Annotated in this window: 15 protein-coding genes; 10 read left to right on the top strand and 5 right to left on the bottom strand. The window is 75.6% G+C overall.

The annotated features are described in order from the left end of the window. The first annotated feature begins 101 nt into the window (after positions 1–101). The 4 genes from QNH85_RS09865 to QNH85_RS09850 are packed head-to-tail and all read left to right on the top strand — an operon-like array spanning position 102 to position 3401. Entirely contained in the window at positions 102–572 is a 471-nt protein-coding gene (locus QNH85_RS09865) for a WXG100 family type VII secretion target (protein ID WP_282946143.1), read from the top strand. Then, positions 569–1375 carry a hypothetical protein gene (locus QNH85_RS09860; protein WP_282946141.1) on the top strand — a complete coding sequence of 269 codons (807 nt, stop codon included), beginning with the start codon at positions 569–571 and terminating at the stop codon, positions 1373–1375. Before QNH85_RS09865 ends, QNH85_RS09860 begins: the two co-directional genes overlap by 4 nt. After that, positions 1372–2886, top strand: coding sequence for a hypothetical protein (locus QNH85_RS09855; protein ID WP_282946140.1), 1515 nt, complete (start codon positions 1372–1374; stop codon positions 2884–2886). Before QNH85_RS09860 ends, QNH85_RS09855 begins: the two co-directional genes overlap by 4 nt. Further along, positions 2883–3401 (top strand): hypothetical protein, encoded by a 519-nt coding sequence (locus QNH85_RS09850; protein WP_282946138.1) that lies wholly within the window; start codon positions 2883–2885, stop codon positions 3399–3401. The genes QNH85_RS09855 and QNH85_RS09850 overlap by 4 nt, the downstream gene beginning before the upstream one ends. 19 nt (positions 3402–3420) lie before the next feature. On the opposite strand, the gene htpX is transcribed toward QNH85_RS09850, so the two are convergent. Next, a complete protein-coding gene (htpX, locus tag QNH85_RS09845) occupies positions 3421–4299 on the bottom strand; it encodes a zinc metalloprotease HtpX (RefSeq protein ID WP_213281289.1) in 879 nt (292 codons plus the stop codon). Between the two features lie 133 nt (positions 4300–4432). On the opposite strand from htpX, the gene QNH85_RS09840 reads away from it, so the two are divergent. The 3 genes from QNH85_RS09840 to QNH85_RS09830 are packed head-to-tail and all read left to right on the top strand — an operon-like array spanning position 4433 to position 6926. Beyond that, a complete protein-coding gene (locus QNH85_RS09840; RefSeq protein WP_282946137.1) occupies positions 4433–5287 on the top strand; it encodes an ABC transporter substrate-binding protein in 855 nt (284 codons plus the stop codon). 14 nt (positions 5288–5301) lie between these two features. Further along, on the top strand, positions 5302–6189 hold the full coding sequence (locus QNH85_RS09835; RefSeq protein WP_282946251.1) for an amino acid ABC transporter permease: 888 nt from the start codon (positions 5302–5304) through the stop codon (positions 6187–6189). After that, positions 6186–6926, top strand: a complete 741-nt coding sequence (locus QNH85_RS09830) for an amino acid ABC transporter ATP-binding protein (RefSeq protein ID WP_282946135.1) — start codon at positions 6186–6188, stop codon at positions 6924–6926. The genes QNH85_RS09835 and QNH85_RS09830 overlap by 4 nt, the downstream gene beginning before the upstream one ends. A gap of 28 nt (positions 6927–6954) precedes the next feature. Here QNH85_RS09830 and QNH85_RS09825 read toward each other — a convergent pair whose 3' ends face one another. Beyond that, a complete protein-coding gene (locus tag QNH85_RS09825; RefSeq protein ID WP_282946133.1) occupies positions 6955–8352 on the bottom strand; it encodes an FAD-dependent oxidoreductase in 1398 nt (465 codons plus the stop codon). Between the two features lie 287 nt (positions 8353–8639). On the opposite strand from QNH85_RS09825, the gene rarD reads away from it, so the two are divergent. After that, positions 8640–9566, top strand: coding sequence for an EamA family transporter RarD (gene rarD, locus QNH85_RS09820; protein ID WP_282946131.1), 927 nt, complete (start codon positions 8640–8642; stop codon positions 9564–9566). A 49-nt stretch (positions 9567–9615) separates the two neighbouring features. Here rarD and QNH85_RS09815 read toward each other — a convergent pair whose 3' ends face one another. Genes QNH85_RS09815 through eccD form a run of 3 tightly spaced genes read right to left on the bottom strand, consistent with a single transcriptional unit; the run spans position 9616 to position 13670 of the window. After that, positions 9616–10887: a S8 family serine peptidase gene (locus QNH85_RS09815; RefSeq protein ID WP_282946129.1), complete on the bottom strand. Its 1272-nt coding sequence runs from the start codon at positions 10885–10887 to the stop codon at positions 9616–9618. Beyond that, complete coding sequence (eccB, locus tag QNH85_RS09810; RefSeq protein WP_282946127.1) at positions 10884–12317, bottom strand: type VII secretion protein EccB; 1434 nt, start codon at positions 12315–12317, stop codon at positions 10884–10886. Before eccB ends, QNH85_RS09815 begins: the two co-directional genes overlap by 4 nt. A gap of 3 nt (positions 12318–12320) precedes the next feature. Continuing rightward, positions 12321–13670: a type VII secretion integral membrane protein EccD gene (gene eccD, locus QNH85_RS09805; protein ID WP_282946125.1), complete on the bottom strand. Its 1350-nt coding sequence runs from the start codon at positions 13668–13670 to the stop codon at positions 12321–12323. A 393-nt stretch (positions 13671–14063) separates the two neighbouring features. Here eccD and QNH85_RS09800 point away from each other — a divergent pair, with 393 nt between their 5' ends. Together QNH85_RS09800 and QNH85_RS09795 are read left to right on the top strand one after the other, a co-directional pair. Beyond that, a complete protein-coding gene (locus QNH85_RS09800) occupies positions 14064–14375 on the top strand; it encodes a WXG100 family type VII secretion target (RefSeq protein WP_213281240.1) in 312 nt (103 codons plus the stop codon). Positions 14376–14393: 18 nt separating this feature from the next. After that, positions 14394–14678, top strand: coding sequence for a WXG100 family type VII secretion target (locus tag QNH85_RS09795; protein WP_213281239.1), 285 nt, complete (start codon positions 14394–14396; stop codon positions 14676–14678). Positions 14679–14740 lie beyond the last annotated feature (62 nt).

Below are 14740 nucleotides of genomic sequence, written 5' to 3'. Positions count from 1 at the left end.
GGAGGCCGGGCACCCGACACGCGGTGCCCGGCCTCCGTCGTCCCCAGTAGGTGCTCCCGGGGGCACTGAGTGGTGCGGATCCGTCCCTACGGTCCCGAGGCATGGCAGCAGGGGGAGATCCCGAGGAGATCCGTGCGCACGCGCGTCGACTGCGGACGGCGGCGGAGAGCGTGGCGCGCACCGGCGACCGTGTCCGCGCGGGCGCCGGCATCCGATGGGCCGGCGTGGCCGCCGAGCGGTACCGGGCGCGCCTGCACGAGCACGGGCGGGACGTGACGGCCGCGCAGGAGGAGATGCTCCAGGCGGCCCGCGCGCTCGACAGGCTCGCCGAGGAGCTCGAGGACCGGCAGCAGGCCATCCGGCGGGCGATGCAGCTCGTCGAGGACCGCCTGGACGACGCGCGGCGCGTGGTGGGCCGGCTCGGCGATCTCGCGGACGACGTGCTCACCGCGGCCGAGCGCGGCGCACGGGACGCGGCGCGGTCGGTGCTGCGGGCCGTCGGCGACGTGCTCCCCGCGCCCGGGGCGCCGGACTGGTCCCGTCTGGCCGACCGCGTCGGGAGCCTTCGGTGACCGCCGCCCTCGCCCCGGTGGACGGGGCTCTGCGCGCCCGGCTCGACGAGCGGGAGTGGGCGATGGCGAGCGCCGGCGTCGACGGGCTGCCGGGCTGGGCCGACGTGCTCCCGGTCGACCGTGACGGGTCGGCGGTCGACCCCCCGGGGGACGGGGCTGCGGGCCACGTGGATCCCGCGCTCCGCGGTGCCGTCGAGGCGTGCGGCGCGGCTCTGGTCGCCGTCGAGGTCGCCGCCGTCGCCCGGGAGCGCGCCGTGCTCGCCGTCCTCCGGACGGACACCCGGGCAGGCTGCGGGCTGGCACGCGGCGTCGACGTGGTCCCCGCGGCGGGGCTCGCGGGCACGACCCCGCGCCCCGGGGTCGAGGTCAGCGTGTTCCCCGTGGGGCGGCTCGTCGACGAGGTGCTCCGGCACGTCCCCCCGGCGCCGGTCCGCGCCCGGACGACTGCCGCGACCGTGCCCGAGGAGCTGACCGTCGCCCTCGCCCGCGCGCTGCGCACCGGCGACCGCACCACGGTCGACGCCCTGTGCGCGGAGCTCGGCACCGACGGCCCGCCCGCCGTCGTCGACTCCGCGGTCCGGAGCGCCGACGGCAGCCTCGTCGTCACGGTCCGCTCCGTCGGCCGGACGGACGTGTCGGCGCTGAGCCTCCTGCGGTGCGACGCGGGCTGGGTCGAGCTCACCCGCACCACCGACGAACGCGTCGCGCACACCCCGCGGTCCCGTGCGGACGTCCGCACGGCACTGCTGCACGACCTCGCCGGCCGCTTCCCGTCGGCCGCGGACGCGGAGGCACCGGCATGAGCGACGGCCTGACCATCAGCGGCGGCGCGGGAGGCGTCGGCGCGCGGCTGCAGGACCTGCGCTCCCAGGCGGGGCTGCTCGACGCCGCCGGCGACGAGGTGCGCGGCTGGACGGACGACGTCGCGCGGATCGCCCTCCACCCCGACATCACCGCCGCCGCCCTGCTGTGCCCGGTCGAGGTCGCCGGCGTCACGGTGGCCGTCACGGACGCGACCGTCGGCAGGCACGGGCTGCTCGTGGTGAGCACGGGCCTGGAGGCGACGGCCGTCGTGCTGCGGGCGTCGGCGACGACGTACGCGTTCGTCGACGCGACGGCCCAGGCCGTGCTCGAGCGGCTGCACGACGCGGCGGGGTTCACGCTCGGGGCGGCGCTGCCGTTCCTCGCGGCCGGGAGCGGGGTCGCGCTGCTCGGGGGCGGGATGGCCCTCGCGGCGCACCCCGCGCGATGGCCGGCCGTCCTGCTGGCCGCCCGGAACCTCGACCCGGCGGCACTGCAGGGGCAGCTCATGCAGGGGCTCTACGACAACCCGTGGCTGCTCGAGGGGCTCACGCGGATGGCCCCGGCCCTGATCCAGGGCACGACCTGGAGCCTCGGGACGCTGCTCGGCGGGCCGAACGGGGGCCTCGCGCTGCCGTACGTGCTCTCCGGCGGGCAGTGGCCGACCCCGTCGTACGAGGACGCCGTCGCCGGGCTGGTCAACGCGGGCGGGCTGTTCGGGATGTTCGACGACACCGGGGAGGTGGGGGTGCGTCGGTCGGACGACCTCCGCTGGGCAGAACCACCACGCTGCGTCGAGGACATCCTCATGCAGCAGGCGTACCTCGGTCTCCCGGCCACGCACGGACAGATCCAGATCGTCGACGTGCCCCAGGCGGATGGCTCCCACGCGTACGTCGTCCAGATCCCCGGGACGCAACCATGGTCTCCCGTGCGGGGCGAGAACCCCGTCGACCTCACCACGAACCTCCGGCTGATGGCGGGCGAGAGCACGTTCATGCAGGCCCAGGTCGCCGAGGCCATGCGCCGAGCCGGCATCGAGTCCAGCGATCCCGTGATGCTCACGGGCCACAGCCAGGGCGGGATCACCGCGGCGGCACTCGCCAGCGACCCGGCGTTCCGCGAGCGGTTCGACGTGCGTAGCGTCGTGACCGCAGGTTCGCCCATCGCCCGGTTCGACATCCCGGGCGACGTCTCGGTGCTGTCGCTCGAGCACGACAACGACGCCGTGCCGATGCTCGAGGGCCGGGACAACCCCCCTCACGCGAACTGGGTCACGGTCGAGCGTCGTCTCAGCGAGGGGTCGACGCTCGCTCTGGACGAGGACGATCCGTCGTCGGTCGTTCCCACCGCGCCCGGGCCGGGAAGCGCGCACTCGGTTCCCACCTACGCTGCGACGGGAGCGCTGGTCGACCGGTCCCAGGACCCCACCGTGCAGAGGTGGCGTGCGCAGCAGGACCCGTTCCTGACGGGAGCCGGCACGGTGACGCGATGGGATGTGACGACGCGATGAGACCGCGACGCGCGCCCGGGCCGGTCCGTTGCGCCGTGCTGGGCGTCGCCCTCCTCACGGCGTGTGCGACACCGCCTCACGAGGGCGCGGTCCCCGACGAGGTGCTGTTCGCTCAGGTCGCGGACCTGCCCGGCATCTCGAGCGCGGAGATCGCACTGCAGACGGGGGTGGACACCGGCACCCGGTACAGCGGCCGGCTGGTGGCCACCCCGGGCGCCGACGCGCTGTGCGCGCTCGAGCAGGCGACCGGCATCATGCAGTTCGGCCGCGACGTGCCGGCGATCCTCACGATCGAGCAGGGGGACGTGCTCTACGTCGTCGACGACGTGCTGGACGGGCAGAGCCGCGAGGAACGCTTCGGCCCCAGGCCCTCCGCACCCCGCGAGAGGGCCGTCGTCCCCGCGTGCACCTCGACCGAGGCGCTCGACCGAGCCGGGGCGCGCCCGCTCGGTCGGGAGATCAGCGGCGAGCCCCGTGCGGACGCCTCACCGAGCACGCCGGGAACCGGGCGCTGAGTCGGCAGGCGACCGACTGTCAGTACCGGGTGATCGGCCCGCCGGTGCCGGCCATGCGCTCCAGCCGCGCGATCCGCTCCCCCATCGGCGGGTGCGTCGCGAACACCTTCCCGATGCCCGCGCCCTTGAACGGGTTCGCGATCATGAGGTGGGAGACGTCCACGAGGCGCCGGTCCTGCGGGAGGGGCCGCGCCTGCGTGCCGCGCTCGAGCTTGCGCAGCGCCGATGCCAGGGCGAGGGGGTCGCCGGTCAGCGCGGCGCCGTCCTCGTCGGCGTCGTACTCGCGGGTGCGGCTGATGGCGAGCTGGATCATCGTCGCGGCCAGGGGTGCCAGGAACACCATGAGCAGGGCGGCGATGGGGTTCCCGCCGCGGTCGCGGTCGTTGCCGCCGCCGAAGAACAGGGCGAACTGCGCCACCGAGGTGATGACGCCCGCGACGGCCGCGGCGATCGACGAGGTGAGGATGTCCCGGTTGTAGACGTGCATCAGCTCGTGGCCGAGGACGCCGCGGAGCTCGCGCTCGTCGAGTATCTGCAGGATGCCGTCGGTGCAGCAGACCGCGGCGTTGCGCGGGTTGCGGCCGGTCGCGAAGGCGTTCGGCGCGGCGGTCGGCGACACGTACAGGCGCGGCATCGGCTGCCGGGCGGCGGTGGAGAGCTCACGGACGATCCGGTACATCACCGGCTGCTCGATCTCCGACACGGGGCGGGCGCGCATGGCGCGGATCGCGATCTTGTCGGAGTTCCAGTAGGAGTACGCGGTCATCACGACGCCGAACAGGGCGAACAGGAGGATGTAGCGCCCGTTGCCGATGATCGTCCCGATGCCGAGCAGCACGGCCCACAGCACGCCGAACAGCAGCGCGGTCTTGAGGCCGTTGTAGTGCCGGTGGCCCATGTGCGTCCTTCCTCTCAGCGCGGTCACGACAACTCGTCCCGCCGTCCAGGACAACGCCGCGACGGCCTCGGGGGTTCCCCTACGCTGACCTCCGCAGATCCCTCCTGCGCCCCTTTCACCCGAGGAGACCCACGTGCGTACCGTCCGCTTCATCGCCCTGGCCGCTGCGAGCGCGCTGGCGCTCGCGGCGTGCGCCCCCGTCGACGAGGAGAACGACCCCGGGTCGTCCGACTCCGCCGCCGCGTCCGACGGCGCCCTCGACACCCTGACCGACGGCGTCCTGACGATCGGCACGTCCGACCCCGGCTACGAGCCCTGGGTGGTCGACAACGACCCGAGCAACGGCGAGGGCTTCGAGTCCGCCGTCGCGTACGCGGTCGCCGAGCAGCTCGGGTTCGACGCCGACCAGGTGGAGTGGGTGCCGGTGACGTTCGACCAGATCATCGCCCCGGGCACGAAGGACTTCGACTTCGCGATCAACCAGGTGTCGATCAGCCCGGAGCGCGCCGAGAACCTCGACTTCTCCTCGTCGTACTACGACACCGCGCAGGCGGTCGTCACGGTCGAGGGCAGCGCCGCCGCGGACGCGGCGTCGCTCGCCGACCTCCAGGGCCTGCGGATCGGGGCGATGGTCGGCACGACCAGCCTGCAGGTCGCGGAGGAGTCGATCGCCCCGACGACGCCGGTGCAGGTCTTCAACGACAACGACCAGGTGAAGCAGGCGCTCACCGCCGGGCTCGTCGACGCGATCGTCGTCGACCTGCCCACCGCGCTGTACATCACGGCGGCCGAGCTCGACGGCGGGAAGGTCGTCGGCCAGCTGCCCGCCGGCGACGACCCGGACCAGTTCGGGCTGGTGCTGGACAAGGGCTCCGCGCTGACGCAGCCGGTGACCGACGCGGTCGACGCCCTGCGCGAGGACGGCACGCTCGCCGACCTCGAGGCGCAGTGGCTCACCGACGCCGCCGGTGCCCCGGTCCTGCCGTAGTGCCCGCAGCCGACATGCGCCCGGACGGCGCCCGCACCCCGTGGGCGCCGTCCGAGCGTCAGCGTGACCGCGACGCGTACCGGCGGTCGCGCGCCCGCCGGTCCACCCTCGTCGCGCTGGTCAGCACGGTGCTGGTCACGGGCGTCGCCGTCCTGGGGCTGGTCAGCTCGCCCGGGTGGCCCCGGGTGCGGCAGTCGTTCCTCGACCCCGACGTCGCGTGGGCCGCGCTCCCGAAGATCCTCGAGGGCCTCTGGCTGAACGTGCGCGTCATGGCGGTGTCCGCGGTGCTGATCGTCGTGGTCGCCCTGCTGCTGGCGCTCGCCCGGACGCTGCGGGGGCCGGCGTTCTTCCCGCTGCGGGCCCTGGCCACGGGGTACGTCGACGTGTTCCGCGGGCTGCCGCTGATCCTCGTGCTGCTGCTGGTCGGCTTCGGCCTGCCGGGTCTGCGCCTGCAGGGCGTCCCGACGTCGGCGGTCGTGCTCGGTGGCCTGGCGCTCGTGCTGACGTACTCGGCGTACGTCGCGGAGGTGTTCCGCGCGGGCATCGAGTCCGTGCACCCCTCCCAGATCGCGTCCGCGCGGTCCCTCGGCCTCACCCGCGGGCAGACGATGCGGCACGTCGTGCTCCCCCAGGCGGTGCGCCGCGTGATCCCGCCGCTGCTCAACGACCTGGTGTCGCTGTCGAAGGACTCCGGGCTGATCTCGATCCTCGGCGCGGTGGACGCGGTGCGGGCCGCGCAGATCCAGACGGCCACCTACGCGAACTTCACGCCGTACGTCGTGGCGGGCGTGCTGTTCGTCCTGCTGACGATCCCGCTGACCCGGTTCACGGACGCCCTCGCGCGCCGCGGCGGCTGGCTCGGGTCACAGAGCGGGCTCGCCGGGGCGGGGGCCATGCGATGAGCGCCGCCCCGCTGCTGCGCGTCGACCGGGTCCGCAAGTCCTTCGGCGACCACGTCGTGCTCGACGACCTGTCCCTCGACGTCGCCGAGCACCGCGTCGTCGTGCTGATCGGCGCCTCCGGGTCCGGGAAGTCGACGCTGCTGCGCTGCATCAACCTGCTGGAGGAGGTCGACGACGGCGTCATCGAGGTCGCCGGCCAGGAGGTCACGGACCCGCGGGTCGACGCCAACGCGGTGCGCGCCCGGATCGGGATGGTGTTCCAGGCGTACAACCTGTTCCCGCACCTGCGGGTGCTGGACAACGTGACGCTCGCGCCGCGGCTCGTGCACCGGGTCGGCAAGGCGGAGGCGCGCGAGCGGGCGGCCGCGATGCTGGAGCGCGTGGGGCTCGCGGGCAAGGCGCGGGCGTTCCCCGACGAGCTGTCGGGCGGTCAGCAGCAGCGGGTGGCCATCGCGCGGGCGCTCGTGACCCAGCCGGCGCTCATGCTGCTGGACGAGGTCACCAGCGCGCTCGACCCGGAGCTCGTCGGGGAGGTGCTCGACCTGCTCGGGGAGCTGAAGGACGAGGGCACGACGATGGTCGTCGCGACGCACGAGATGGCGTTCGCCCGGCACGTGGCCGACGAGGTGTGCTTCCTGCACGAGGGCCGGATCCTGGAGCGCGGCCCCGCGGAGCAGGTCCTGGGTGCGCCGCGCGAGCAGCGCACCCAGGACTTCCTGCGCCGGTTCACCGGCTGACCGGCACCCCGGCGGGTGGTGCCGGGGGTCAGCCCTCGGCGGCGGCGCGGGCCAGCGCGACGCGCACCATCTCCTCGCGCGGGACGACCTTGACCCGCTCGCGACCGTGCGGCTCGCCGAGGGACCGCTCGTAGGCGTCGAGCAGCTCCCAGCCGGCCCACTGGATCGCCTCGACCCCGCGCGCGGCCAGGAACTCCAGCACCGCGTCCGGGTCGGGCTCCGTGGCGGACAGGAACGGGTTGCCCGGCTCGGTCACGTCGCCGGCGTCCTCGACCAGGTGCCGGATCGTCTCGCTCGCGTCGGACTTGGTGTGCCCGATCAGGCCGACCGGCCCGCGCTTGATCCAGCCGGTCGTGTACACGCCCGGCACCGGCTCCCCGTCGACGTCGACGACGCGGCCCTCGCGGTTCGCGATGACGCCCGCGGCCTCGTCGAACGGCACGTCCACCAGCGGGGACCCGAAGTAGCCGACCGCGCGGTACACGGCCTGCACCGGCCAGTCGTGCGTCTGCCCCGTGCCGGCGACGGTGCCGTCGCCCGTGAGCACCGTGCGCTCCGTCCGGAGCCCGACGACCGTGCCGTCCTCCCCCAGCACCTCGACCGGCTTGTGCAGGAAGTGCAGGTGGATCCGGCGGCTCGCCGTGAGCTCCTCCGGCTCCTTCAGCGTCCAGTCGGTCAGGGTCTTGACGACCTGCTTGGTCTGGTTCGACGAGTGGATGGCCGCCATCGAGCCCTCGTCGAAGTCGAAGTCCTCGGGGTAGACGACCACGTCGACGTCCGGCACGTGGCCGAGCTCGCGCAGCTCCAGCGGGGAGAACTTCGCCTGGGCGGGGCCGCGGCGCGCGAACACGTGCACGTCCGTGACCGGGCTGGCCTTCAGCCCCTCGTAGACGTTGGCCGGCACCTCGGTCGGGAGCAGGTCGTCGGCGTGCTTCGCGAGGATGCGCGCGACGTCGAGCGCCACGTTCCCGGCCCCGAGCACGGCGACGTGCTGGGCCGTCAGCGGCCAGGTGCGGGGGACGTCGGGGTGGCCGTCGTACCAGGACACGAAGTCCGCGGCGCCGTAGGACCCGGCCAGGTCGATGCCCGGGATCGGCAGCTCGGCGTCCTTGATCGCGCCCGTCGCGAAGACCACCGCGTCGTAGTGCCGGCGCAGGTCCTCGAGCTTGAGGTCGACGCCGTAGTCGACGTTGCAGAGCAGCCGGATGTCGCCGCGCTCCAGGACCTTGTGCAGCGCCACGATGATCTGCTTGATCCGCGGGTGGTCGGGGGCGACGCCGTACCGGACCAGCCCGAAGGGCGCGGGGAGCCGCTCGATCAGGTCGATGGACACGTCCAGACCGGAGCGGGACAGGATGTCCGACGCGTAGATCCCGGCGGGTCCCGCGCCGACGACGGCGACGCGGACGGGGCGGTTCGAGGTCACGCAGGTGCCTTCCGTGTGGAGGTCCCGGCGGGGCCCGGCTCCGGCGGCGTCCCGGAGGACGTCACGGCCGGCGCCCGGCGCAGCACGCAGGGTGGGGCCCCAGTGTAGGACGGCCTAAGTCCTGCCGAAGGGCGACGAAGTCCCGCCGTTCGGCGTCCGCGCCGCGGGCGGGTGCCCGGAGCGCCGCCGCGACCGGGCTAGCGTCGGGGAGTGAGCACCCCGTCCCCCACGAGCCCGCGCGCGGGCACCGGCCCCGCCGTCGCGCCCCCGAGCCCGGGCACCGCCCTGTGGACACCCCCGCCCTCGACCCCGCGGCCGCCGCAGGCCTGGGCGCGTACCTGCTGTGGGGCGTCCTGCCGCTGTACTTCGAGCTGCTGAAGCCGTCCGGCGCGGTCGAGGTCGTCGCGCACCGGGTGCTGTGGTCGCTGATCTTCTGCGCGGTCGTGCTCAGCGTGACCCGGACCTGGCGCGCGTTCGCCACGGTGCTGCGCACCCGCCGGACGATGGGCCTCATCGCGACGGCCGCCGTGCTGCTCGCCGTGAACTGGCTGACCTTCGTTTTCGCCGCGCTCGGCGGCCACGTGGTCGACGCCGCGCTCGGGTACTTCATCAACCCGCTGGTCACGGTCGCGCTCGCGGTCGTCGTGCTGCGGGAGCGCCTGCGGCGGCTGCAGTGGGTCGCGCTCGCCTTCGGCGTGCTGGCGGTCGTGGTGATCACCGTCGGCCTCGGCACGCCGCCCTGGGTCGCGCTCACCCTCGCGGGGTCGTTCGGCGTGTACGGGCTGCTGAAGAACCGCGTCGGCCGCAGCGTCGCCGCCGCACCGGGGCTCGCCGCGGAGACCCTGGTGCTGGCCCCGGTCTCCGCGGTGTACCTGATCTGGCTGCAGAGCACCGGCGACGGCACGTTCACCGGCGGCGGCGGCTGGCACGCGCTGGCGCTGGCCGGCACGGGCGTCGCGACCGCCCTGCCGCTCCTGCTGTTCGGGGAGGCGGCGCGCCGCCTGCCGCTGAGCGTCGTCGGGATGCTGCAGTACCTGGCGCCGGTGCTGCAGTTCGCGATCGGCGTGCTGGTGCTGCACGAGACGATGCCGCCCGCGCGCTGGTGGGGCTTCGGGCTCGTGTGGGTCGCGCTGGTGCTGCTGACGGTGGACGGGCTCCGGAACAACCGGGCGCAGCGGCTGCGGGCCGCCGCGCGGGACGCCGCGGCGGTCTGAGGCCCACGGGTCCCTGCGCGGGCGGCGGTCGGCCTCGGCAGCGCGGGGCTCAGCCCCGCCGGCGCCGTCCCGCGAGCCGCGCGCCGAGGGCCGTCAGCAGCACGAGCGTCGTGCCGCCGATCCCCCACCACACCGCGCGCTCCCGGGCGTCGGCGAGCGGGTCGGGCCGCGGGGTGAGGTCCAGCGTCCGGGCGTTCGCGACCTCGCCCGCCGCGGCGGCGTGCACCGGGCTCGGGGGGCCGGGCGCGGTGCCGTCGTCGACGAACGCCAGCGCCTCGTCGGGCCGGACGACGCCCCAGCCGACCAGGTCGTCGCGCTGCGCGGGCTGGTCGCGCGCGGCGGTGACCTGCAGCCGGTACGCCCACTGCGCGGGCGTCTCCTCGCTGAACCGCTCCGCGAGCAGGGCGGCGGCGGCGCTGACGTAGGCGGTCGCGAAGCTCGTGGACTCCCCCTCGCCGGACAGCATGCAGTCGCCGGCCGCGTGGAACGCGGTGAGGACGTTCGTGCCGGGGGCGGCGACGTCGACGTGCGCGCCGTGGATCGCGTCCGTGGACGGGTTGTCGTCCACGTCGACGGCCGTCACCGCGAGGACGCCGTCGTACGCGGCCGGGTACCGCGCGCCGTCCGTCTCGTCGCTGCTGGTCGTCCGGTTGCCGGCGCTGGCGACGACGAGCGCCCCGGCCGCCGTCGCCCGCTGCACCGCCTCCCGCAGGACGGGCGTGTCGTTCGGCGTGCTCATCGAGACGTTCACGACGCGCGCCCCGGCACCCACCGCGGCGTCGATGCCCGCGGCGATGCGCGTGGCGTCGGGGGCGACGCCGGCCTCGCGGCCCTGGTCGTCGTCGGAGTAGTAGACGCGGACGGGCAGGATCGTCGCGTCCGGCGCGAGCCCGACCACCCCGGAGTCCGGGTACGGCCGGGCGGCGATCTGACCGGCGACCGCGGTGCCGTGCCCGGCGGTGTCGGTGCGACCGGTCGGGTCCCCCGCCACGCCCACCAGGTCGACGCCCGGCACGACGGCGTCGGTCAGGTGCGTGTTGCGGGCGTCCACCCCGGAGTCGACGACCGCGACGAGCACGCCGGCGCCGGTCGCGGTCGCCCAGGCCCGCTCGGCGGCGAGCCGCGTCAGCGCGGGCGGCGCCTCCGGCACGTACTGCACCTTCTCCTGCGTGCACTGCTCGCCGGCGGTCGCGGCGGGGCGCGCGGTGGCCGGCGAGGCCGCGGCGGCCGTGGACCCGCCCGGCAGGAGGAGCGCGGCGGCGACGCCGGCGAGCGCGAGACGGCGCACGGAGGCGGCGCGCGGCCCGGACGCCGCGGTCACGGCGCGCCGGTGGCCGCGGGCTCCGGCGTGCGGCCCGCCGCGCTGTCCGTCGCACTGCCCGTCGCGCTGCCCGTCCCGCTGTCCGCCGCGGTGCCGCCCGAGACCTCGGTGGCCGCCGCCTCGACGGTCAGCGTCGGGCCGGTGGGCAGCAGCTCGGCCCAGGCGGGCGGGACGCGCGTGACGTCGCCCGCCGCGTAGCCCAGGCGTGCCAGCACCTCGTCGCTCGCGTCCGGGACCGGGTAGGCCCGCCCGGAGCCGTCGACCAGCCGGACGCTCGCCGCGGCGCCCTCGGCGGACTGGGCGCGGACGAGGGCGCCGGAGCCCGGGGCCACGCGGACGCCGGGGTCGGGGGCCGCGCCGTCCCGGACGACCAGCTGCACGCCCGCGGCGTCCCCGGTCGACAGCGACAGGCAGACCGTCTGGCCCGCGCCGGCGAGCGTCGGCACGGCCTCCGGCAGGTCGGCGGGCGCGACCGGCGTGGCGGAGGTGCGCACCGCTGCGATCTCCGCGGACGTGACCCGCAGCGGCTCGGCCGCGAGGTCGCCGGCGCCGAGCAGGTAGAGCGGGTACGCCAGCTCCGACAGCGGCGCGAGCTCGCCGGCCGCGTCGACCACGTAGCGGCGGGCGCCGTCGCCGACGCCGGACACCTCGACCAGCGTGCCGACGCGCGTGTCGACCGGCAGGCCGCCCGCGGGCAGCGCCGACGACCCGGCGTCGGCCACGGTCAGCGGCTCCAGGTCGGAGCCGGTCGGGACGAGGTTCAGCCAGTCGGCGCCCGCGGCCACCGGCTCGGCGGTGTCCAGCCCGAGCGCGCGCAGGACGGCGGCCTCGTCGGCGGGCGGGATCCGGTGCCGGGTGCCGCCGGCGACCAGGTAGAGCGTGTCCGCGACCTCGACGAGGGCGCCGGCCTCCGCGCTCGCGGCCGGTGCCGGCGAGTCGGGGTCGAGGTCGAGAGCGGTCCCGCCGCCCGCCGCGACGCACGCCCGCCAGCCGGTCGCCGTGAGCCGGCTCGCGAGCGGGAGCTCGTCCGGGGCCCCGGGGATGCCGATGGTCGCGCCGCGCGGGGCGTCGGTGATGTCGTCCTCGCTGACGTCGACCACGTGGAACGACGCGGAGTCCAGGACCAGTCGGGCGCTCGTCACGTTGAGCACCGGGTGCAGCGTGCCCTGGATGCCGACGTACCGGCTGCCGTCGCCCTCGACGATCACGAGCGACTGGTCGTCCCAGCCGTCCGGGAGCGTGGGGCTCAGCAGCCCGAAGCCGAGGCTGCCGAGCACCAGGAGCACCGACAGCGACACCCCCGCGACGACCCCGCGCAGCGGCTTGGTCGGCTCGAGCTCCCGGCCGCCCGGGGCGCCGCTGGTGAAGGCGGTGAGCAGGCGCCGCCGGCTGTAGGACTGCGCCTCGACGAGGTCGCGCTTCGACGCCACGGGTCAGACCAGGCCCGCCGCGGTGACACCCAGCGGCAGCAGCAGCGCCAGGCACGCGATCTCGAGGAAGTCACCGAGGCGCGCCAGCCCGACCCGGCGGCGCGGCGCGACGAGGCCGAGGCCCACGACCACGGCGGCCGCCCCGCCGGCCAGCACCACGAGCACCGGCCGCCACGACGGGTGCTGCGCGGCGGCGACGACCGCGACGACCGTCAGCAGCGCCACCGAGACGCTCACCGTGAGCAGCACGTCGAGCCGGGAGTAGGTCTGCCGGGTCGCGAGCAGCAGCCCGACGGACGCGAGGACGAGGAGCGTCGTGCCGGCGAGGCCGGTGGCCACGACGGCGGGCGTCGCGGCCAGCGCCAGCGCACCGATCGCGACGCGGAGCGAGACCTGGACGCGGTGACCCGCCGCGAGCTGCGCCCGGACCCGGGCCGACTGCACCGCGGGCGGGTCCGCGAGGATCTCGGCGTCGGAGCGCGGCGAGACCACGCGCAGCGGCGTGCTGGACAGCGCGAGCCAGGGCACGCCGATGCTGGCGGTCGCGACCGCGGCGACGACCACCGCGAGCACCTCGCCGGGGCGCGCGCCCGTCAGGGCGATCGCGGTGCCGGCGACGGCGACGGCCAGGCCGCCGGCGAGCGGCGCGGCGCTCAGCTCCCGCCGGTCGACGAGGGCCGGCATGCCCAGCAGCCCCGCCACGAGGACGCCCGTCCCGGCGAGCGCGGCGGGCCAGCCCCACGACGGCGCGGCGTCGGTGGCGGTGAGGCCCGCGACGCCCGCGAGCACCGGGGCGACGAGCACGAGGACGCGACCGGCGGCCGGCTCCGTACCCACCCGGCCGACGACCGCGCCGGCGACCAGGGCCAGCACCGCGGCCAGCGCCGCCACCACGGGCGGGACCAGCGACGTCCGGTCCGCCCCGAGCAGCAGCGCGGCGCCGGCGAGCAGCAGCGCCCCCGCCGCCCAGGCGGCACTCAGCGCGGAGTCGCGCGGCGTCCACGGGGCGTACTGGCCCTCGACCGCGTCCGCCACGGCCTCGACCACGTCGTCGTAGATCCGCTCGGCCTCGCGCCGGGCCCCCGACTCGAGGGTGAGGACGGCGCCGTCCTCGACCCCCTCGGCGAGCAGGCTGCGGGCGGAGTCGAGCGGGGTGCCGTCCGCGCGCACGAGCCGGTAGCCGCCGTGCGCGGTGGTGGCGTCCAGCAGCCCGAGCGCGCGGGCCAGACCCGGGACGACCTCGGCCATCGGGACGGCACCCGGGATGCCGAGGTCGATCCGGCGCTCCCCTGCGGTCACCGACACCCGCACGAGCGTCCCGACGGACGTCGTGGAGGTGGGTGCGTCTGTCATGGGGTCCCCTGGTAGTCCCTGGGCAGGTCGGCGGTCAGCATAGCGACGGGGCGACCCCGCGCACGCGCCGCCACCGCCGGCGGGCGGCCGTCCGGGGGGTCGTCCGGGGGTCGAGGTCCGGAGCCACCCTCCCGGCGGCGTCCCCCGACCGGGACGCGCCCGGTGAACGCAAACCGTCCGATACCTGACGAATCACCCAGGCGCACGTGGGCCGATCGGGTGAACCGTGACACCGGTCAGCGTGGTCGTCCACAGGCTCCCTGACCTCGCCTGTCGCGCTCGGAACCTGTGAGTTAGCCTTCGAGCGGTTCCGGGTCACGTGAGCTCGGGCACAGGCGGCGCCGACGGGGCGTACGTCAGGCAGGCCCACGGGGCCGTGTAGGGGGAGGTGACATGGCAGCAGAGGTCTCCGCAGCAGACGGCGCGCTCAAGCAGGGCGCCGACGCGGTTGCCCAGAGTCGTGGGGAGCTGCAGCGCGAGCTGAGCGCTCTCGAGGGCAAGCTGTCCGGCATCGGGTCGCACTGGCAGGGCCAGGGCGCCGTGGCGTTCAACGCCCTGATGGCCCGCTGGCGCGACGACGCGAACAAGATCGTGTCCGCGCTCAACGAGTTCGAGTCCAACCTGCTCACCTCGCAGTCGACGTACACCGCGTCCGACGAGAGCCAGCAGTCCACCTTCAGCCGCCTCCAGGGCCGGCTGGGCTGATCGGGAGAGGACGAGACGATGAGCGACCTCAAGGTCAACTTCGGGGGTCTGTCGACCGCCGCTGCCGACATCCAGTCCAGCGCCAGCAACATCGAGTCCCGCCTCGCGGACCTCGACCGCTCGCTGCAGCCGCTCCGGGCCAACTGGTCCGGTGAGGCCTCCACCGCCTACACGGCCGCCAAGGCCAAGTGGGAGGCGGCGCTGACCGACATGAAGGCGCTGCTCAACGACGTCGGCCGTGCGGTCTCGACGTCCGGCGAGGAGTACCAGTCCACCGAGCGGGCCAACGCCGCCCGCTGGTGAACCACCTCGGCGTCGCGCCCACCGCGTGACGCCACCCAGCACGACCCGCGCGGTCGCGACCG

Origin of the sequence: Cellulomonas endometrii (assembly GCF_949769265.1) — a bacterium.
Taxonomy (GTDB): Bacteria; Actinomycetota; Actinomycetes; order Actinomycetales; family Cellulomonadaceae; genus Cellulomonas; species Cellulomonas endometrii.
The sequence above is the reverse complement of the archived record's forward strand: the minus strand, read 5'-3'. Positions and strand labels throughout refer to the sequence as shown.